The sequence below is a fragment of the Diaphorobacter oryzae DSM 22780 genome (assembly GCF_059568935.1).
Window position 1 is genome coordinate 17,862 of sequence record NZ_JCANUL010000005.1, and the last position, 19,289, is coordinate 37,150.

The following is a 19,289-nucleotide window of genomic DNA, read 5'->3' on the forward strand; positions in this document are numbered from 1 at the left end:
TGGTTCCTGCGGGTCAGGGCTGCGTGGCCGGCGCGGCAAAGCCGGGCTCGCCGGGGCCGGCGGCCGCGCGGCCCGGGCCGTAGATGAGCGACTGCGGGTTGTCGGTGATGCCCGAGGCCGTGCGGCCCATGCGGCGGGCGGCGCGGGCCGTCTCGTCGGCCGCGTGGTTCACGCGCGGCAGCGTCACGCGGCCGAACCGGTCGGCCGCGGCCGACAGCGACTGGGCGCCGCTGGCGATCTCGTCGAGCGCCCCGCCCTCGGCGTTGAGCGCACGCACGGCCTGGCGGACCTCGTCGGCCGCGGCGGCGGCGCTGCCGCCGGCTTGGCGCAGCGACTGCAGCGTCTGGCGCGTTTCCTCGGCCAGCGGCGGCACGCTGGCCAGCGCCGGGTCGAGGCGGTTGGCCACCGTACCGTCCAGGCGCCGGGCCAGTTGGTCGATGCTGCCCGCGGCCCGGCCCAGCTGGTCCAGCGCGGTGACGAAGCGCTGCTGGTTCTCGTCGCCCAGCAGCAGGTTGATGCGGTGCGTGGCCTCCTGCACCTGGGACATGATGGCCGGCCCCTGCTCGGCCAGCTGGCTGAACGAGGAGGTCTGCAGCGGCAGGCGCGGCAGGCCGCTGCGGCCCGGCGCCGGTGTGGGCAGGGGCGCGTCGGCATCGTCGAGCTGCACATGGGCCAGGCCCGTGACGCCCTGGTAGCCCAGCGTGGCGAAGGTGGTGGGGCTGATGGGCGCGTCGGTGTTGACGGCGATGCGGATCAGCACGTTGCCCGCGGCCTGCGGATCGAAGCCGATGGACGTGACCTTGCCCACGGCCACGCCCTTGTAGCGCACGGGGGCCTGGGGCTGCAGGCCGGTCACGCTTTCCTTGCTGGAGAGCTCGTAGACCTGGTAGTCGGTCTGGTCGCGCGTGAGCCACATGCCGAGGCCCGCCAGCAGCGCCGCCACGACGATCACGAAGATGCCCGCGGCCAGGGCGTGGGACTTGTTTTCCATCAGGCTTCCTTAGGCGAGGGGGCGCCGCCCGGCGGCTGCGCCATGGCGCGGCGGCCGCGCTCCCCCTGAAAAAAGTGGTGAATGAAGGGATGGTCGAACTGCGCGACCTCGCGCGGCGCGCCGGTGGTGATGACGCGCTTGTCGGCCAGCACCGCCACGCGCGTGGACAGGGCGAACAGCGTGTCCAGGTCGTGCGTGACCATGATCACGGTGAGGCCCAGCGCGGCGTGCAGCTCGCGCAGCAGGGCGCAGAACTCGTCGGAGCTGCTCGGGTCCAGCCCCGCCGTGGGCTCGTCGAGCAGCAGCAGCGGCGGGTCCATGATCAGCGCGCGCGCCAGGGCCGCGCGCTTGATCATGCCGCCCGACAGGTCGGCGGGCATGCGCGCGCCGTGCTCGGCCTTGAGGCCCGCCAGGCGCAGCTTGACCATGGCCGCGTCCTGCACGATGGCCGGCGGCAGCGTGCCCAGCTCGTTGAGCGCGAAGGCGATGTTGTCGAGCACGCTGAAGGCCGAGAACAGCGCCCCGTGCTGGAACAGCATGCCCACGCGGCCGCTGGCGCCGTCGCCGCCCAGCTCCACCGCCGGCCGCCCCAGCACCGTCACGCTGCCGCGCGTGGGCCGCGTGAGCCCGAGGATGTGGCGCAGCAGCACCGTCTTGCCCGTGCCCGAGCCGCCCACGAGCGACAGGATCTCGCCGCGGCGCACCGTCAGCTGCAGGTCGTCGTGCACGGCGAAGGTCTCGCCGCCCTTGCCGAAGACCGTGGCCAGGCCCTGGATGTCCACCACGGCCGCTGCATCCTGCGGCGGCGGCGCGGGCGCCAGGGAGGCGGTGACGGGCAGGGACTGCGTGTCGGCCATGGTCAGAAACCCACGTTCTTGAAGGCCACGGCGAACAGCGCGTCCACGATGATGACCATGGTGATGGCGCTGACCACCGAGGCCGTCGTGCCCTCGCCCAGGCTCTGGGTGTTGGGCTTGACGCGCAGCCCCCAGTGGCAGCCGATGAGCGCGATGAACACGCCGAACACCACCGACTTGGCCATGGCCAGCCACAGGTTGGACACCTTCACCGCGGCGGGCAGCGCCTGCGCGAAGTAGGCCGACGAGATGCCCATGGTCAGGTCCGCCGCCAGCATGCCGCCGGCCAGCGCCGCCAGCGTGGTCCACAGCGCCACCAGCGGCATGGCCAGGCCCAGGGCCAGGGCGCGCGGCATCACCAGGCGAAAGCCGTGCGGGATGCCCATCACGCGCATGGCGTCGAGTTCCTCGGTCACGCGCATCACGCCGATCTGCGCCGTGATGGCCGAGCCCGAACGCCCCGCCACCAGGATGGCGCCCAGCATCGGGCCCAGTTCGCGGATCAGCGAGATGCCCAGGATGTTGACGATGAAGGCCTCGGCCCCGAACTGGCGCAGTTGCAGCGACATCAGGTAGGCCAGCACCACGCCGATCAGAAAGCCCACCAGCGCCGTGATGGGCAGGGCCATGGCCCCCATGCGAAACAGGTGGCCCGAGATGTCGCGCCAGGGCCCGCGCCGCGGGTTGCGCACCAGCCGCAGCAGGTCCAGCAGCAGCTGCCCCACCAGCACCACCATGTGGGCCAGGTGGTCCAGCGCATGCAGCACCAGCACGCCCAGGCGGTCGACCTGGTCGGACAGACGCCAGGGCGCGGGGGTCGCGCAGGGCGTGGAGAACTGCGCCACGCGCTCGAGCATCTCGCGCTGCGTGGCGTTCAGCTCCAGCTGGGCCGGCCAGGCGCGGCCCCAGTGGTTCCACAGGACCTGCGCGCCCACATGGTCCAGGCGCGCCAGCCCCTGCAGGCTCCAGGCATGGCCGGGCCCGCAGCCGCGCAGCTGCGCGGCCACGCGCCGCCAGGCGTGGCGGTCGGCAAAGGCCGCCGCCACCCAGTCGCCCTGCGGCAAGGCGCGGGGCTGGGCGGCGTTGTCCTGTACGACCGAAGGAGGGGTGAAACCGGGCATGGTGGTCAGGGAAGGGGCGGGGTGGGCGTGCCGGACGACGAGCCCGGCGCGCAGGCCCGATTTTGCATGCTCGCGCGGGACGGGCCCCACGCATGCGCCGTGGCCGGTCGGCGTGCGTCTTGAAAAAACATCAAAATCGGCCACCAGCGCTTATGCAACATGCGTGAGCAGCAATCAAAACTATAGCATTCCAGGGGTTTACCCTCGACACGCCGAGGCCGGTTCGCACAATGATGCGGCGCCGCACAAAAGCCTGGCCCCGGGGGCGGCGGCCTTTTCTGACATGCGATCGGCATCCATGAGCGACACCACTTTCGACTACATCATCATCGGCGGCGGCACGGCCGGCGCCCTGCTGGCCAACCGGCTCAGCGCAGACCCCAAGAACCGCGTGCTGCTCGTGGAGGCCGGCCGCAAGGACGACTACCACTGGATCCACATCCCCGTGGGCTACCTGTACTGCATCGGCAACCCGCGCACCGACTGGCTCTACCAGACCGAGGCCGACGCGGGCCTGAACGGCCGCAGCCTGCGCTATCCGCGCGGCAAGGTGCTGGGCGGCTGCAGCAGCATCAACGGCATGATCTACATGCGCGGCCAGGCGCGCGACTACGACCAGTGGGCCCAGATCACGGGCGACGACGCCTGGCGCTGGGACAACGTGCTGCCCGCCTTCCGCCGCCACGAGGACCACTGGCGCCTGGACCAGCCCGAGGGCGTGAACGAGAACTTCAAGCGCCTGCACGGCAGCAAGAGCACGGGCGGCTCGGGCGAGTGGCGCGTGGAGCGGCAGCGCCTGCGTTGGGACATCCTGGACGCCTTCGCCCAGGCCGCGCAGCAGGCCGGCATTCCCGCCACCGACGATTTCAACCGCGGCACCAACGAGGGCGTGGGCTACTTCGAGGTGAACCAGAAGGACGGCTGGCGCTGGAACACGGCCAAGGCCTTCCTGCGCCCCACCTGCTACGGCCGGCCCAACTTCGAGATGTGGACCACGGCCCAGGCCACTCGGCTGGTGCTGGACCGCCAGCCGGACGGCAGCCTGCGCTGCACCGGCGTGCAGGTGTGGACCGGCGAGGAGATGGTCACCGCCCAGGCGCAGCAGGAGGTGATCCTGAGCGCCGGCGCCGTGAACTCGCCGCAGATCCTGCAGCTGTCGGGCATCGGCCCCGGGGCGCTGCTGCAGCGGCACGGCATCGACGTGCAGGCCGACCTGCCCGGCGTGGGCGCCAACCTGCAGGACCACCTGCAGATCCGCGCCGTGTACAAGGTGCGGGGCGTGCCCACGCTGAACGAGCTGGCCGGCAGCCTGCTGGGCAAGGCGCGGATCGGCCTGGAATACGCGCTCAAGCGCAGCGGCCCGATGAGCATGGCGCCGTCGCAGCTGGGCGCGTTCACGCGCAGCCACCCCGACCTGCCGTACCCCAACATCCAGTACCACGTGCAGCCGCTGTCGCTGGAGGCCTTCGGCGAGCCGCTGCACGGCTTCCCGGCCTTCACGGCCAGCGTTTGCAACCTCAACCCGACGAGCCGCGGCACGGTGGCCATCAAGAGCGCGGATTTCCGCGCCGCGCCGGCCATCGCACCCAACTACCTGTCGACCGACGCGGACCGCCAGGTGGCCGCCGACAGCCTGCGCATGACGCGCCGCATCGTCGCCCAGAGCGCGCTCGCCCCCTACCAGCCCGAGGAATACAAGCCCGGCCCGCAGTACCAGAGCGACGAGGACCTGGCCCGGCTGGCCGGCGACATCGCCACCACCATCTTCCACCCCGTGGGCACCACGCGCATGGGCCGAGCGGACGACCCGCAGGCCGTGCTCGACGCGCAGATGCGCGTGCGCGACGGGCGCGGCGGCCTGGTAGCCGGCCTGCGCGTGGTGGATGCGGGCGCCATGCCCACCATCACCAGCGGCAACACCAATTCGCCCACGCTGATGATGGCGGAGATGGCCGCGCAGTGGATCCGCGGCACGCGGCGCGGCTGAGGCCGGCGGCACTATCAAAGGCACCCGGGCCAGCATTGACGCACCGCAACAGGGGGCGGGAAATCACCAATGCCCCATCCGGGTGCAAGCCATTACAGTCCATGCACTCGATGCGCGCCTCGGCACGCCAAGCGAGGGGACCGAGGAGACAAACCCAATTCAAGAACACCAACATATGAACCGGCATCCGCAACGAGATGCCTTTGACAAGGCACCTGTAACCCAGGTGCCTTTTTGTTGCTGCCTACCTATCCAAAGAGGCCTTCTCGCCCGCAGGGTGAGCGCCTGCAGCTCCTGATTCCGTAGCACTTGCGGTGCGACAATCGGGCGCATGGAATGGATCATCGTCTCGCTGGCCTCGCTGCTGGCCGGCTTCGTGGACGCTATCGTCGGCGGGGGCGGCCTGATCCTGCTGCCGGCCCTGTTCGCCACCTTCCCCACGGCGTCGCCCGCCACGCTGATGGGCACCAACAAGAGCGCCGCCATCTGGGGCACGGGCATCGCCACCTGGCAGTTCAGCCGCCGCGTGCAGATGCGCTGGCGGGCCATGCTGCCGGCCGCGCTGGCGGGCTTCGTCGGCGCCTTCGCCGGCGCCTGGGTGGTGACGCTGATCTCCGGCGACTTCCTGCGCAAGCTGCTGCCGCTGGTGCTGGTCGCGCTGCTGGCCTACACGCTGGTGCGCAAGGACCTGGGCCGCCACCATGCGCCGCGCTTCGCCCCGGGCCGGGAAACCCTGGCCGCCAGCCTGATCGGCGTGACCATCGGCTTCTACGACGGCTTCTTCGGCCCCGGAACCGGCAGCTTCTTCGTGTTCCTGTTCGTGCGCGTGCTGGGTTACGATTTTCTGAACGCCTCGGTGTCCGCCAAGCTGCTGAACCTGGCCACCAACGTGGCGGCGCTGATCCTGTTCACGGCCAAGGGCCATGTGTGGTGGCACTTCGCACTGCCGCTGGCCGTGGCCAACGTGGTGGGCAGCCTGCTGGGCACGCACCTGGCGCTCAAGCATGGCGCGGGGTTCGTACGGGGCATCTTCATCCTGGTGGTGGGCCTGCTGATCCTCAAGACCGGCCACGACGCCTTCCTGCGCTGAACCGCCCTTTCTTTGCATAGGAGAGAACGCCATGATTCCCCTGACCCTGATCGGCGCCCCCACCGACGTGGGCGCCAGCGTGCTCGGCGCCAGCATGGGGCCGGATGCGCTGCGCATCGCGGGCATTGCCCGCGCGCTGCGCGAGCGCGGCCTCGACGTGCAGGACCTGGGCAACCTGAGCGGCCCGGGCAACCCGCAGGCCGCGCCATCCGATGGCTTCCGGCATCTGGCCGAGGTGACGGACTGGAACCGGGCGGTGTTCGCCGCCACGCAGGGCGCGCTGGACGCCGGCCAGCTGCCGCTGCTCATGGGTGGGGACCACTGCCTGGCCATCGGCTCCATCAGCGCCGTGGCCCAGCATTGCCGCACGCGGGGCAAGCGCCTGAAAGTGCTGTGGTTCGACGCCCACGCCGACGCGAACACGCCCGCGTCCTCGCCCAGCGGCAACCTGCACGGCATGCCCGTGGCCTGCCTGCTGGGCCATGGGCCGGCGCAGCTCACGCAGCTGGCGGGCCCGGATGCGCCGGCGGCGCTGCGGGCGCAGCAGATCACGCTGATCGGCGTGCGCAGCGTGGACGCGACGGAAAAACGCTTCGTCAACGAGCAGGGCATCGAGGTGTACGACATGCGCACCATCGACGAGCTGGGCATGCGCGCCGTGATGCAGGCGGCCCTGGCCGACGTGGACGAGGGCACGCACCTGCACGTGAGCTTCGACATGGACTGCCTGGACCCCACGGTGGCGCCCGGCGTGGGCACGGCCGTGCGCGGCGGCCCGACCTACCGCGAGACCCAGCTGTGCATGGAGATGCTGGCCGACTGCGGCGCGCTGGGGTCGGTGGACGTGATGGAGCTGAACCCGGCGCTGGACATCCGCAACCAGACGGCGGAGCTGGCGGTGGACCTGCTCGAAAGCCTGTTCGGCAAATCCACGCTGATGCGCCCGCAGTGAACGGCCGGCACGCCCGGCCACCGCGGGTTTGCGGCAGTACGCGGCGCGCAGGCGGCCTCCCTATAATGTGACCGCCTCATGACGCCGGCTCCGACAACGGGGAGCTTGTGCAGGCATTGGTTTCCGGCTTGTGATCCGCAATGCCGGATTTTTTGTACCTGAAGCGATCCCACGCAGGAACAGACATGAAGATGTTCAAGACTTTGGCCACTGTGGTGGCACTGTGCGCCGCCGTTGCAGTGCAGGCACGCCCGCTGGAAGACATCCAGAAGAGCGGCACCATCATCCTCGGCTCCGAGGGTCAGTACGCGCCGTTCAACTTCTTCAAGGGCAAGCAGCTGACGGGCTACGAGATCGAGGTGGCCGAGCTGGTCGCCAAGAAGATGGGCCTGAAGTTCGAGTGGAAGACCGTGGGCTTCGACGCCCTGCTGACCGGCCTGGCGCAGGACCGCTGGGATCTGGTGATCGCCTCGCACGCCATCACCGAAGAACGCTCCAAGGCCGTGACCTTCACCCTGCCGCACTACTGCTCGGGCGGCCAGATCGTCTCGATGAAGCCCGAGATCTCCAAGGCCGGCGACCTGGCCGGCAAGGTGGTGGCCGTGCAGACCGGCACCACCTACCTGGACGCCGTGAAGAAGGTGCCCGGCGTGAAGGACGTGAAGAACTTCCCCACCGACGAGGCGGCGCGCAACGCCCTGGCCTCCAAGCGCGTGGACGCCTGGGTGACCGACCGCTTCGTGGCCAAGGAAATGCTGGCCAAGGCCCCCAAGGCGGGCTTCCACACCGGCGACATGCTGTTCGTCGAGCAGGTGGCCTCGGCCGTTTCCAAGGGCAACCAGGGCCTGGCCGACGCCTGGAACAAGGCGCTGAAGGAAGCCATCGCCGACGGCGGCGTCGCCGCCATCTCCAAGAAGTACTTCCAAGAAGACGTCACCTGCAAGTAACCCCCTGCGCCGGGCCCATGGGCCCGGCGCCCCTCTCCCATGCTTCTCGCTCTCTGGCCCGCCCACTGGAGCCGCTCCCAGCGCAGCAATGCGACGCTGGTAGCGGCTTTGGTGTTGATGGCGCTGGTCCTCGCCCTGCTCGGCCAGTTCCTCTCGTTCTTTCCTGAACCCATCGGCTCCAATGCCGCCCTGTTTTCCGAAGGCGCCCTCACCACGCTGTACCTGACGCTGGTCAGCGGCGCAGCGGGCCTGGCGCTGGGCACCGGCGCCGCCCTGGCGCGCACCTCGCGCCAGGCATGGCTGCGCTCGGTGGCCGGTTTCTACATCTGGGCCATCCGCGGCACGCCGCTGCTGGTGCAGATCCTGTTCGTGTACTTCGCCCTGCCCGTGCTGGTGCCGGGGCTCAACCTGCCCGACTTCGCCGCCGCCGTGGTGGCGCTGGGCCTGAACGTGGGCGCCTACAACGCCGAGGCCATCCGCGCCGGCCTGCTGGCCGTGCCGCGCGGCCAGACCGAGGCCGCTCGCGCGCTGGGGCTGTCGCGCGTGCACGTGTTCTTCGACGTGGTGTTCCCCCAGGCGTTCAAGATCGCGCTGCCGCCGCTGGTGAGCAACTTCGTGGCGCTGCTCAAGGACTCGTCGCTGGCCTACGCCATCGGCGTGGTGGAGCTGACCAACGTGGGCAACCGCATCCAGTCGGCCACCTTCCAGCCCGTGGCCACGCTGTCCACGGTGGCCATCACCTACCTGATCCTGACCACGCTGGTGACGCAGGTGACGCATGCCATCGAGTACCGCTTCGACGTGGAAGGGCGCGTGAAATGAGCGCCACCGACAACGACAGCAGCCGCCGCGACGCCTACATCGTCGTCAAGGACGTGCGCAAGGCCTTCGGCGCCCACGAGGTGCTCAAGGGCGTGTCCACCGTGTTCCGCACCGGCGAGGTGACGGTGATCATCGGCGCCTCGGGCTCGGGCAAGAGCACGCTGCTGCGCGCCATCAACCGCCTGGAGCCGCACGACAGCGGCAGCATCACCATCGACGGCGTGGAGGTCACCGACGACCCGCGCACGCTGCAGCTGCAGCGCAGCGAGGTGGGCATGGTGTTCCAGCAGTTCAACCTGTTCGGCCACATGACGGTCCTGGACAACGTGACGCTGGCGCCCCGGCGCATCCGCCGCACGCCGCGCCCGCAGGCCAACGACAAGGCCATGGCCCTGCTCAAGCGCGTGGGCATGCAGGACCATGCGCACAAGTACCCCTGGCAGCTGTCGGGCGGCCAGCAGCAGCGCGTGGCGATTGCGCGCGCACTGGCCATGCAGCCCAAGGTGATGCTGTTCGACGAGCCCACCAGCGCCCTCGACCCCGAGATGGTGCAGGAGGTGCTGGACGTGATGCGCGAGCTGGCGCGCGGCGGCATGACCATGATCGTGGTCACGCACGAAATGGGCTTCGCCCGCGAGGTGGCCGACCGCGTGATGTTCTTCGACCAGGGCTGCATCGCCCACGATGCACCGCCGGCCGAGTTCTTCGCCCACCCGGCCAACGACCGTATCCGCTCCTTCATCGGGCGCATGAGCGCCTGATGGGTCGCTCATGAATCAATAGCTTGCCGCGCTTTATCTGCGGGCACTTCAGCATCAAATACGGCTGAAGTGCTTGCGTATCAAGCGCGAACCGCTCCTGTTTTTTGGTAGTGCATATGCGTTCCGAACGCCATGGCCTGATGGCCCTCCTGCTGGTCGTTGCCGTCTGGGGCACCACCTTCCCCGCCATGAAGATGCTGTCGGCGCACCTGGACGCGCCGCAGATCATCTGGGCGCGCTTCGCCATCGCGCTGGTGGTGCTGGCGCCCATGTGGCGCGGCATGCGCAGCGCCGAGCTGCGCTGGGGCCTGGTGCTGGGCGCGCTGCTGTTCCTGGCCTTCTGGCTGCAGATCGAGGGCCTGGCGCGCACCAGCAGCAACCGCAACGCCTTCGTCACCGGGCTCAACGTGCTGGTGGTGCCGCTGCTGGCCATGGCCGTGCTGGGCCGGCGCTACGGCCGGGCGCTGTGGTTGGCCTGCGCGATGGCGCTGGCCGGCATGACGCTGATGTTCCACGAGGACGAGCCCTGGAACCTGGGCGACACGCTGACGCTGGCCAGCACGCTGTTCTACGCCATCTACATCTTGGCGCTGGAAGAATGCGCGCGCCGCACGGCCGCCCAGCCGCTACGCGCCACGCGCATGGCGGCCACGCAGGCGCTGGTGATGTTCACCGCCGCCGGCGCCCTGGTGCTGGCACGCCACGGCGAGGCCGGCTCGTCGCTGCAGGCACTGCTCACCCTGCCCGCCGCGGCGCAGACGGCGCTGCTGTACCTGGGCGTGGTGGCCAGCGTGCTGGTGGTGACGCTGCAGGCCTGGGGCCAGCAGCGCGTGGACGCCATGCGCAGCGCCATCATCTTCGGGCTGGAGCCGGTGTTCGCCGCGCTCACGGCCTGGGCGCTGATCGGCGAGCGCCTGGGAACGGCCGGCCTGGCGGGCGCGGCGCTGATCGTGGCCGCGCTGGTGGTGAGCCAGCTGCAGCCGCCGCGCGGCACGCCGGCGGCGGCCTGAGGCCGCGCCGGCGCCCTCCGGGGATGCCGGCCCATCAGCTCAGGGTGCGATGTCCAGCGGCACCTCGTCGGCGCGCCGCGGCGTGCCCAGCGGCGCGCCGGCCTGGCCCTTGGAGACCGCGGCCAGGTCCTGCTCGCTCGGGTACTGGCCCAGCAGCCAGTAGTCGAACACGCGGCGCACGATGGGCGCCGCCGCCGCCGCGCCGAAGCCCGCGTTCTCCACGATCACGGCCACGGCGATCCGGGGCTCCTCCACGGGCGCGAAGGCCGCAAACAGTGAATGGTCGCGCTGGTGCTCCTCCAGCAGCTTGGCGTTGTAGCGCACGTTCTGCCCCAGGCTCACGGCCTGGGCCGTGCCGGTCTTGCCGGCCGAGGTGTAGGAAGCGCCCGCGAACACGCGCCGGCCCGTGCCGGCCTGGTTCACGGCCATGAGCGCGTTGTTCACGACCGCCACATGCTTGGGGTTGTAGCCCAGGTGCTCGCCCGGGGGCTGCTGCACCTCGCTCACCTGGCCGCTCACCTGGTCCTTCACGGCCTTGATCAGGTGCGGGCGGTAGCGCGTGCCGCCGTTGGCCAGCGTGGCCTCGGCCACGGCCAGCTGCAGCATGGTGAAGTTGTTGTAGCCCTGGCCGATGCCCAGCGACACCGTCTCGCCGGAATACCAGCGCCGCGCCTCCGGGCGCTTGTAGGCGTTGCGCTTCCACTCGGTGCTGGGCAGCACGCCGCGCAGCTCGCCATTGAGGTCGATGCCGGTGATCTGGCCGAAGCCCAGGGGCTGCATGAAGTCGTGGATGGCATCCACGCCCATCTCCACCGCCAGCGAATAGAAATAGGTGTTGCTGGAGAACTGGATGGCGCGGTGCATGTCCACCCCGCCCAGGCCGCCCTCGTGGCTGCGGAAGGTGCGGCCGCCGTAGTTGAAATAGCCCGGGTCGTTGAACACCTGCGTGGCCGAGCGCTTGCCCAGCTCCAGCGCCGCCAGCGCCATGAAGGGCTTGTAGGTGGAGCCCGGCGGGTAGGTGCCGCGCAGCGCGCGGTTGAGCAGCGGCTTGTTGATGGACTCGTTGAGCGCCTGCCAGTTTTCCTGGTCGATGCCCTCGACGAACAGGTTGGGGTCGAACGTGGGCTTGGACACCAGGGCCAGCACCTCGCCGTTGCGCGGATCGAGCGCCACGAGCGCGCCGCGGCGCTCGCCGAACATCTCCTCGATGAGCTTTTGCAGCTTGATGTCCAGCGACAGCATCACCGTGTTGCCCGGCGTGGCCGGGTGACTGGCCAGGCGCCGCACGGCATGGCCGCCCGCGGAGGTCTCCATGCGCTCCACGCCGGTCTGCCCGTGCAGCGTGGTCTCGAAGCTCTGCTCCACGCCGAGCTTGCCGATGTAGTCCGTGCCGCGGTAGTTGGCCGCGTCGTCCGAATCCTCGATGCGCTCCTTCTCGCGCTGGTTGATGCGCCCGATGTAGCCGATGGCATGGCTGGCCACCTCGCCCAGCGGGTAGTTGCGAAACAGCCGCGCCTTGATCTCCACGCCCGGGAAGCGGTAGCGCTGCGCCGCGAAGCGGGCCACCTCCTCGTCGGTCAGCCGCGTGCGGATGGGCAGCGAATCGAAGCTGCGCGACTCCTCGCGCAGGCGCTTGAAGCGGCGCCGGTCGCGCTGCTGGATGTCCACGATCTGGGCCAGCTCGTCGATCGTTTCCTCCAGATCCATGATCCGCGAGGGCGTGATCTCCAGCGTGTAGGCCGAATAGTTGGTGGCCAGCACCACGCCGTTGCGGTCCATGATGAGGCCGCGGTTGGGCACGATGGGCACGATGGCCGTGCGGTTGCTCTCGGCCTGGTCCGCCAGGTCTTCGTGGCGCACCACCTGCAGCACCACCAGCCGCGCCACGATGAGCAGGAAGGCCAGCAGCACGACCACGCCCACGACGAACACGCGCAGGCGAAAACGCCAAATATCGGCCTCGGCATTGCGCAGCTCGGTCATCCGTGGTGCCCCGTCATGGCCAGCACGCTCACAGCGGCCGGTTGTCGTCCTGGTCCGGCGGGCGCCGCTGCGGCGCCAACAGGATCCAGCTGGCCAGCGGCCAGATGAGCGCCTCCAGCAGCGGCGCCACCAGTCCCTCGAACCCGGGCAGCGTGCCGCCGGCGGCCACGACGCGCAGCGCCAGCTCGATGGCATGGGCCGCGAAGAACAGCGGCAGCAGCTGCAGCGCCTGCAGCAACGGGCCGAACCAGAGCAGGCGGCGGTGGGTGTACTGCGCGGCGAACATCAGCGCGCAATACACCAGCGCGTGCTGGCCCAGCAGGCCGGACTGGTAGACGTCGATGCACAGGCCCATGGCGAATGCGATGCCCAGCCCCACGCGCTGCGGCTGGTGCATGCCCCAGAACACGAGCAGCACCATGACCCAGTCCGGCGTCCAGACCACGCGGCCCAGCGGCAGCATGTTCAGCGCCAGGGCCACCACGAGGCTGGCCATGATGAAGGCGGGGCGCACGGGCAGCAGCAGCTGCTGGCCCTTGGGCATGATCATTTGCGGCCTCCGCGCTTGGGCGCCGCGGGCTCGGGCGTGGGCCGTGCGGGCATGTCGGTCGCCGGCGGCGTGAGCAGCATCACATGGCGTGCGCCGTGGACCTGCGCCAGCGGCGCGCAGTAAATGCGCGCAAAGGCGGAATCGGCCCGCCGCTCTACGCGCACCACGCGCGCCACGGGCAGGCCCGCCGGGTACAGGCCGTCCACGCCGCTGGTGGTGAGCAGGTCGCCTTCCTGCACATCGGCATTGCTGGGCGTGAAGCGCAGCTCCATGCCGCCGCCATGGCCGGCCACCGGGTCGCCATAGGCCACGCTGCGCGCACCCGTGCGCAGGTTGAGCACCGGGATCGCCTGGTCGCGGTCGATGAGCAGCGTGACCTCGCTGAGCATGGGGAACACGCGCGTCACCTGGCCCAGCACGCCCGAGGCATCCACCACGGGCGAGCCCAGCTCCACGCCGGCCAGCTGGCCACGGTCCACCATGACGCGGCGCGTGTACGGGTCGGCCGTGTCATAGATCACCTGCGCGGCCTGGGCCGGCGTGTCCAGGCGCTCGCGCAACTCCAGCAGCTTGCGCAGCTCGGCGTTTTCCCGCAGCAGCTGGTCGGCCTCGCCCGCGCGCACGGACATCTGCGCCATCTTCTTGTGCGCCTCGTCCGCGCCTTCCTGCGCGGCCTGCAGCGACTGGAGGTAGCCCGCGCCCTTGCCGGCGAACTCCACCGGCTGCAGCATCAGCCACTGCAGCGGGTACAGAACGGTGCCCACGGCCTTGCGCAGCGGCTCGGTGAGCTGAAAGCGCGCATCCGCCACCATCAAAAACAGCGCCAGGGCGCTGTAGAGGGTGAGACGTGCGAGCGGTGATGGCCCCTGCTTGAACAGCGTCGGCGCCGAACGGTCCAGGGTTTCCAGGGACATGCGGGCAGCTCGTCAGGCGCGGGCGCCGCTCAGTCGCTGGTGAATATGCTGCCCTGGCGGTCCATGCGCTCCAGCGCAATGCCGCAGCCGCGCACCACGCAGGTCAGGGGCTCCTCGGCCACCAGCACGGGCAGGCCGGTTTCCTCGGCCAGCAGGCGGTCCAGGTCGCGCAGCAGCGCGCCGCCGCCGGTCAGCATCATGCCGCGCTCGGCGATGTCGGCGCCCAGCTCGGGAGGGGTTTGCTCCAGCGCGTTCTTGACGGCGGAGACGATCTGGTTGAGCGGCTCGGTGAGCGCCTCCAGCACCTCGTTGGACGAGATGGTGAAGCTGCGCGGCACGCCCTCGGAGAGGTTGCGGCCCTTGACCTCCATCTCCTTGACCTCGGAGCCGGGGAAGGCCGAGCCGATCTGCTTCTTGATGGCCTCGGCCGTGGGCTCGCCGATCAGCATGCCGTAGTTGCGGCGGATGTAGTTGATGATGGACTCGTCGAACTTGTCGCCGCCCACGCGCACGCTGCCCTTGTAGACCATGCCGCCCAGGGAGATCACGCCGACCTCGGTGGTGCCGCCGCCGATGTCCACGACCATGGAGCCCGACGCCTCCGACACCGGCAGGCCCGCGCCGATGCCGGCGGCCATGGGCTCCTCGATCAGGTAGACGGCCGTGGCGCCGGCGGCCTCGGCCGCGTCCTTGATGGCACGGCGCTCGACCTGGGTGGAGCCGCAGGGCACACAGATGATGATGCGGGGGCTGGGCGTGAGCACCGAGCGCGGATGCACCATCTTGATGAACTGCTTGATCATCTGCTCGGTGATCACGAAGTCGGCGATCACGCCGTCCTTCATCGGGCGGATGGCCTCGATGTTGCCGGGCACCTTGCCCAGCATGGCCTTGGCCTCGCGGCCCACGGCCTGGATGACCTTCTTGCCGTGGGGGCCGCCTTCGTGGCGGATGGCGACGACAGAGGGCTCGTCGAGCACGATGCCCTTGTCGCGTGCGAAGATCAGGGTGTTGGCAGTGCCAAGGTCAATGGCCAGGTCGGTGGAGAAGTACCGACGGAAAGCTCCGAACATTACGAGAATCCTCTCAGGCACGGCATGCACGTCGGCCTGCCATCGCCGGGTGTTTACAGGGTGTTTATTGGCTTTTTTCGCACAATGACCGGCAGTGTGGAGGTATTGCGGCAAAGCCGGGATAATACCGCATCCCCTGTGAATAACTCCCCCCGGCGTGGCCCGGATTTCAGCGTTACATCCGGTTTCCGACGCCCCTTTTCCCCTATGGCACTGACACCCCAGGATATCGGCCGCATTGCCAATCTGGCGCGGCTTGAATTGAGCCCGGACGACAGTGAGCGCATGCTCACGCAGATCAACGGTTTTTTCGGCATCGTGGAGAAGATGCAGGCTGTGGATACCAGCGGCATCGCGCCGCTGCCGCACCCCGTCGCGGTCATCCAGGACGTGCAGCTGCGGCTGCGCGACGACGTGGCCAGCGAGCCCAACCAGCGCGAGGCCAACCAGCAAAGCGCCCCCGCCGTCGAGCGCGGCCTGTTCCTCGTGCCGAAGGTGATTGAATGACCTCCCCCGCACTGCATGACCTGGGCGTGGCCCAACTGGCGGCGCAGCTGCGCGCCAAACAAGTGTCGGCCACCGAGGCCGCCCAGCATTTCCTGGCCCGCGCCAAGGCGCACCAGCACCTGGGCGCCTACGTGGCCGTGGACGAAGACGTGACGCTGGCCCAGGCCCGCGCACAGGACGCCGCCCTGGCCGCCGGCACGGCCGCGCCGCTGGCCGGTGTGCCCATCGCGCACAAGGACATCTTCGTCACCCGGGACTTCCCCAGCACCGCCGGCTCCAAGATGCTGGCGGGCTACCGTTCACCGTTCGACGCCACCGTGGTCGGCAAGCTGGCCGAGGCCGGCTGCGTGACGCTGGGCAAGCTCAACTGCGACGAGTTCGCCATGGGCTCGGCCAACGAGAACTCGGCCGCCGCCCCCGTGGGCTTCGATGCGCCCGCGCCCGTGCGCAACCCCTGGGCCACGGACCGCATTCCCGGCGGCTCGTCCGGCGGCAGCGCCGTGGCCGTGGCCGCGCGCCTGGCCCCGGGCGTGACCGGCACCGACACCGGCGGCTCGATCCGCCAGCCGTCGTCCTTTTGCGGCATCACCGGCATTAAGCCCACCTACGGCCGCGCCAGCCGCTACGGCATGATCGCCTTCGCCTCCAGCCTCGACCAGGCGGGCCCCATGGCCCGCAGCGCCGAGGACTGCGCGCTGCTGCTGTCCGCCATGTGCGGCCCCGACCCGGACCGCGACTCCACCTCGCTGGACATGCCCGCGCAAGACTACGGCCGCACGCTGAATGACAGCATCGACGGCCTGCGCATCGGCATTCCGGCCGAATTCTTCGGCGAAGGCCTGGCACCCGACGTGCGCGCCGCCGTCGATGGCGCGCTCAAGGAGTATGAAAAGCTCGGCGCCAAGCTGGTGCCCATCAGCCTGCCGCGCACCGAACTGTCGATCCCGGTCTACTACATCATCGCGCCGGCCGAGGCCAGTTCGAACCTGAGCCGTTTCGACGGCGTGAAGTTCGGCCACCGTGCCAAGGACTACGCCGACCTGGTGGACATGTACAAGAAGACCCGCGCCGAAGGCTTCGGCGACGAAGTCAAGCGCCGCATCATGATCGGCACCTATGTGCTCTCGCACGGCTACTACGACGCCTATTACCTGCAGGCGCAGAAGATCCGCCGCATGATCGCCGACGACTTCCAGAACGCCTTCAAGGACTGCGACCTGATCGCAGGCCCCGTGGCGCCCACGGTGGCCTGGAAGCTGGGCGAGCACGGCAGCGACCCGCTGGCCGACTACCTGGCCGACATCTTCACGCTGCCCGCCTCGCTGGCCGGCCTGCCCGGCATGAGCGTGCCCGCGGGCTTCGGCGAAGGGGGCATGCCCGTGGGCCTGCAGCTGATCGGCAACTACTTCCAGGAGGGCCGCCTGCTCAACGCCGCGCACCGCCTGCAGCAGGCGACCGACTTCCACCTCCGCCAACCCGGAGGCCTGTGACATGACGAGCAAACTCATCCAAGGCTACGAAGTCGTCATCGGCTTCGAGACCCACACCCAGCTGGCCACCCGGTCCAAGATCTTCAGCCGCGCGCCCACGGACTTCGGCGCCGAGCCCAACACCCAGGCCTGCGCGGTGGACCTGGCACTGCCCGGCACCCTGCCCGTGATGAACCGCGAGGCCGTGGCCTGTGCCATCAAATTGGGACTGGCCCTGGGCTCCCACATTGCGCCAGAGAGCATTTTTGCGCGCAAGAACTACTTCTACCCCGACCTGCCCAAGGGCTACCAGATCAGCCAGTTCGAGATCCCGGTGGTGCAGGGCGGCGAGGTGAGTTTCTACCTCGGCGACGAGAAGAAGACCGTGCGCCTGGTGCGCGCCCACCTGGAGGAAGACGCGGGCAAGTCGCTGCACGAGGAATTCCACGGCATGAGCGGCATCGACCTGAACCGCGCCGGCACGCCGCTGCTGGAGATCGTGACCGAGCCCGACATCCGCAGCACCGAAGAGGCCGTGGCCTACGCCAAGGCACTGCACCAGATCGTCACCTGGATCGGCATCTGCGACGGCAACATGCAGGAAGGCAGTTTCCGCTGCGACGCCAACGTCTCCGTGCGCAAGCCGGGTGCGCCGCTGGGCACGCGCCGCGAGATCAAGAACCTCAACAGCTTCAAGAACATGCAGCTGGCGATCGACTACGAGATCCGCTGGCAGATCGAGGAGATCGAGGACGGCCGCAGCATCCAGCAGGCCACCGTGCTGTTCGACCCCGACACGGGTGAGACGCGCGCCATGCGCACCAAGGAAGATGCGGCCGACTACCGCTACTTCCCCGACCCCGACCTGCCGCCGCTGCGCGTGGCGCCCGAATGGGTGGCGCAGATCCAGGCCACCATGCCCGAGCTGCCGCGCCAGATGGCCGCACGCTTCGTGCAGCAGTACGGCCTGCCCGAGTACGACGCGACCACGCTCACCCAGAGCCAGGCCATGGCGGCCTACTTCGAAGACGCGGCGAAGGCCTGCGGGGCGCCCAAGCTGGCCTCCAACTGGGTCATGGGCGAGATTTCGCGCCGCCTGAACACCGAGGAGATCGGCATCGAGCAGGCCCGCGTGGCCAGCGGCCAGCTGGGCCAGCTGATCCGGCGCATCAACGACGGCACCATCAGCAACAACGCCGCCAAGCAGGTCTTCGAGGCGCTGTGGAGCGGCGAGGGCAGCGAGGTGGACGCCGTCATCGAGGCCAAGGGCCTCAAGCAGATGAACGACACGGGCGCGCTGGAGGCCATCATCGACGAGGTGGTCCAGGCCAACCCGGCCAACGTGGAGCAGTACAAGGCCGGCAAGGACAAGGCCTTCAACGCGCTCGTGGGGCAGGTGATGAAGGCCAGCAAGGGCAAGGCCAACCCGCAGCAGGTCAACGATCTTTTGAAGGCTAAATTGGCCTGAAACGCCCGCCAGACAAGCGCTGGCAGCTATCAAGAAAGAAGGCTCCCGAGGGAGCCTTTTCTGTGGGCGTGCCGCGCTCAGCGCACGCCGGGTGCCCCGGGCGCCGCGTCGCCGGGGGGCGATGCCCACTGGGCCGCCGATGCCCGCTGGGCCGCCCACAGCTGGCGCAGCTGGGCCAGCTCGGCGTCGAAGCGCTGGTGGATGCGGCGCTTTTCCTGGTCCTGCGCGGTGATGAAGCGCTGCTGCTCGGCCACGCCCTCGTCGTTCTCGGCGATCTGGCGCTGCAGCTTCATGGGTGCCTTGGCCGGATCGCGGCGGTAGAACTCCAGCTCGGCGTCGATGCGCTTGCGCTCGCCCCGCAGGTCCTGGATGCGCTTGTGGGCCACGGCGATGACCTCGTCCACCTGCACGATGGCCGCCTCGCGCTCCGTCTGGTGCGTGGCCTCGTCGGGGTAGCGCGACATCAGCACGCGCTCGCGGCGGCGCTCCTCGGCGATGCGCGCGCGGTTCTGTGCCTCCTTGCGGCGCTGCACCTCCTGGGCCGCACGTTCATTTTCGGTCAGCGTGGGGCCGATGCGGCGGCGCTCGGCACCCGTGTGGTCCAGGATGCGCTGCTCGCGGTCCACGCAGTCGGCGATGGGCCGGTCGGCCGTGATGCGGCGGCCGCTGCGGTCGGTGCAGGTGTAGACCTCCTGCGGCGGCTTGTTCTGCTGCGCCCAGGCAGGGGGCAAGCCCAGCACCACGACGACCAAGCCGGCCATGAACCCCACCATCCGTCGTGCATCTG

18 protein-coding genes are annotated in these 19,289 nt (G+C 69.6%); 10 read left to right on the plus strand and 8 right to left on the minus strand.

Going from position 1 to position 19,289, the window contains the following annotated elements; all coding sequences use genetic code 11:
- Nucleotides 1-13 precede the first annotated feature (13 nt).
- Genes BP68_RS09750 through BP68_RS09760 form a run of 3 tightly spaced genes read right to left on the minus strand, consistent with a single transcriptional unit; the run spans nt 14 to nt 2,969 of the window.
- The gene (locus BP68_RS09750; RefSeq protein WP_496371129.1) at nt 14-991 is read right to left on the minus strand and encodes an MlaD family protein; all 978 of its coding nucleotides are present in this window, start codon (nt 989-991) and stop codon (nt 14-16) included.
- Complete coding sequence (locus BP68_RS09755) at nt 991-1,848, minus strand: ABC transporter ATP-binding protein (RefSeq protein ID WP_496371131.1); 858 nt, start codon at nt 1,846-1,848, stop codon at nt 991-993. Before BP68_RS09755 ends, BP68_RS09750 begins: the two co-directional genes overlap by 1 nt.
- A 2-nt stretch (nt 1,849-1,850) precedes the next feature.
- Nucleotides 1,851-2,969: an MlaE family ABC transporter permease gene (locus tag BP68_RS09760; RefSeq protein ID WP_496371133.1), complete on the minus strand. Its 1,119-nt coding sequence runs from the start codon at nt 2,967-2,969 to the stop codon at nt 1,851-1,853.
- A 298-nt stretch (nt 2,970-3,267) separates the two neighbouring features.
- Between BP68_RS09760 and BP68_RS09765 the strand changes: the two genes are divergently transcribed.
- The 7 genes from BP68_RS09765 to BP68_RS09795 all read left to right on the plus strand — a co-directional run bounded on the left by BP68_RS09765 (nt 3,268) and on the right by BP68_RS09795 (nt 10,538).
- Complete coding sequence (locus BP68_RS09765) at nt 3,268-4,956, plus strand: GMC family oxidoreductase (RefSeq protein ID WP_496371135.1); 1,689 nt, start codon at nt 3,268-3,270, stop codon at nt 4,954-4,956.
- A 331-nt stretch (nt 4,957-5,287) separates the two neighbouring features.
- Nucleotides 5,288-6,046: a sulfite exporter TauE/SafE family protein gene (locus BP68_RS09770; RefSeq protein ID WP_496371137.1), complete on the plus strand. Its 759-nt coding sequence runs from the start codon at nt 5,288-5,290 to the stop codon at nt 6,044-6,046.
- Between the two features lie 31 nt (nt 6,047-6,077).
- Nucleotides 6,078-6,998 carry an arginase gene (gene rocF / locus BP68_RS09775; RefSeq protein ID WP_496371139.1) on the plus strand — a complete coding sequence of 307 codons (921 nt, stop codon included), beginning with the start codon at nt 6,078-6,080 and terminating at the stop codon, nt 6,996-6,998.
- 185 nt (nt 6,999-7,183) lie between these two features.
- Entirely contained in the window at nt 7,184-7,945 is a 762-nt protein-coding gene (locus BP68_RS09780; RefSeq protein WP_496371141.1) for an ABC transporter substrate-binding protein, read from the plus strand.
- A 39-nt stretch (nt 7,946-7,984) separates the two neighbouring features.
- Nucleotides 7,985-8,767: an amino acid ABC transporter permease gene (locus tag BP68_RS09785; protein WP_496371143.1), complete on the plus strand. Its 783-nt coding sequence runs from the start codon at nt 7,985-7,987 to the stop codon at nt 8,765-8,767.
- Nucleotides 8,764-9,528 (plus strand): amino acid ABC transporter ATP-binding protein, encoded by a 765-nt coding sequence (locus BP68_RS09790; protein ID WP_496371145.1) that lies wholly within the window; start codon nt 8,764-8,766, stop codon nt 9,526-9,528. Before BP68_RS09785 ends, BP68_RS09790 begins: the two co-directional genes overlap by 4 nt.
- A 116-nt stretch (nt 9,529-9,644) precedes the next feature.
- Complete coding sequence (locus BP68_RS09795; RefSeq protein ID WP_496371147.1) at nt 9,645-10,538, plus strand: DMT family transporter; 894 nt, start codon at nt 9,645-9,647, stop codon at nt 10,536-10,538.
- 39 nt (nt 10,539-10,577) lie between these two features.
- On the opposite strand, the gene mrdA is transcribed toward BP68_RS09795, so the two are convergent.
- The 4 genes from mrdA to BP68_RS09815 are packed head-to-tail and all read right to left on the minus strand — an operon-like array spanning nt 10,578 to nt 15,058.
- Nucleotides 10,578-12,521, minus strand: a complete 1,944-nt coding sequence (gene mrdA / locus BP68_RS09800; protein WP_496371149.1) for a penicillin-binding protein 2 — start codon at nt 12,519-12,521, stop codon at nt 10,578-10,580.
- 28 nt (nt 12,522-12,549) lie between these two features.
- Nucleotides 12,550-13,071: a rod shape-determining protein MreD gene (gene mreD / locus BP68_RS09805; RefSeq protein ID WP_496371151.1), complete on the minus strand. Its 522-nt coding sequence runs from the start codon at nt 13,069-13,071 to the stop codon at nt 12,550-12,552.
- Nucleotides 13,068-13,985: a rod shape-determining protein MreC gene (gene mreC, locus BP68_RS09810; protein ID WP_496371153.1), complete on the minus strand. Its 918-nt coding sequence runs from the start codon at nt 13,983-13,985 to the stop codon at nt 13,068-13,070. The genes mreD and mreC overlap by 4 nt, the downstream gene beginning before the upstream one ends.
- A gap of 29 nt (nt 13,986-14,014) precedes the next feature.
- Nucleotides 14,015-15,058 carry a rod shape-determining protein gene (locus BP68_RS09815; protein WP_496371155.1) on the minus strand — a complete coding sequence of 348 codons (1,044 nt, stop codon included), beginning with the start codon at nt 15,056-15,058 and terminating at the stop codon, nt 14,015-14,017.
- A gap of 207 nt (nt 15,059-15,265) precedes the next feature.
- On the opposite strand from BP68_RS09815, the gene gatC reads away from it, so the two are divergent.
- From gatC to gatB, 3 genes are read left to right on the plus strand one after another with little or no spacing between them, the layout of a single operon-like run.
- The gene (gene gatC / locus BP68_RS09820; protein WP_496371157.1) at nt 15,266-15,565 is read left to right on the plus strand and encodes an Asp-tRNA(Asn)/Glu-tRNA(Gln) amidotransferase subunit GatC; all 300 of its coding nucleotides are present in this window, start codon (nt 15,266-15,268) and stop codon (nt 15,563-15,565) included.
- Nucleotides 15,562-17,055 carry an Asp-tRNA(Asn)/Glu-tRNA(Gln) amidotransferase subunit GatA gene (gene gatA, locus BP68_RS09825; RefSeq protein WP_496371159.1) on the plus strand — a complete coding sequence of 498 codons (1,494 nt, stop codon included), beginning with the start codon at nt 15,562-15,564 and terminating at the stop codon, nt 17,053-17,055. The genes gatC and gatA overlap by 4 nt, the downstream gene beginning before the upstream one ends.
- Nucleotide 17,056: 1 nt before the next feature.
- Nucleotides 17,057-18,502 carry an Asp-tRNA(Asn)/Glu-tRNA(Gln) amidotransferase subunit GatB gene (gene gatB / locus BP68_RS09830; RefSeq protein WP_496371161.1) on the plus strand — a complete coding sequence of 482 codons (1,446 nt, stop codon included), beginning with the start codon at nt 17,057-17,059 and terminating at the stop codon, nt 18,500-18,502.
- A gap of 77 nt (nt 18,503-18,579) precedes the next feature.
- Here the strand turns inward: gatB and BP68_RS09835 are convergent, their stop codons facing one another.
- Entirely contained in the window at nt 18,580-19,263 is a 684-nt protein-coding gene (locus BP68_RS09835) for a DUF4124 domain-containing protein (protein ID WP_496371163.1), read from the minus strand.
- Nucleotides 19,264-19,289 lie beyond the last annotated feature (26 nt).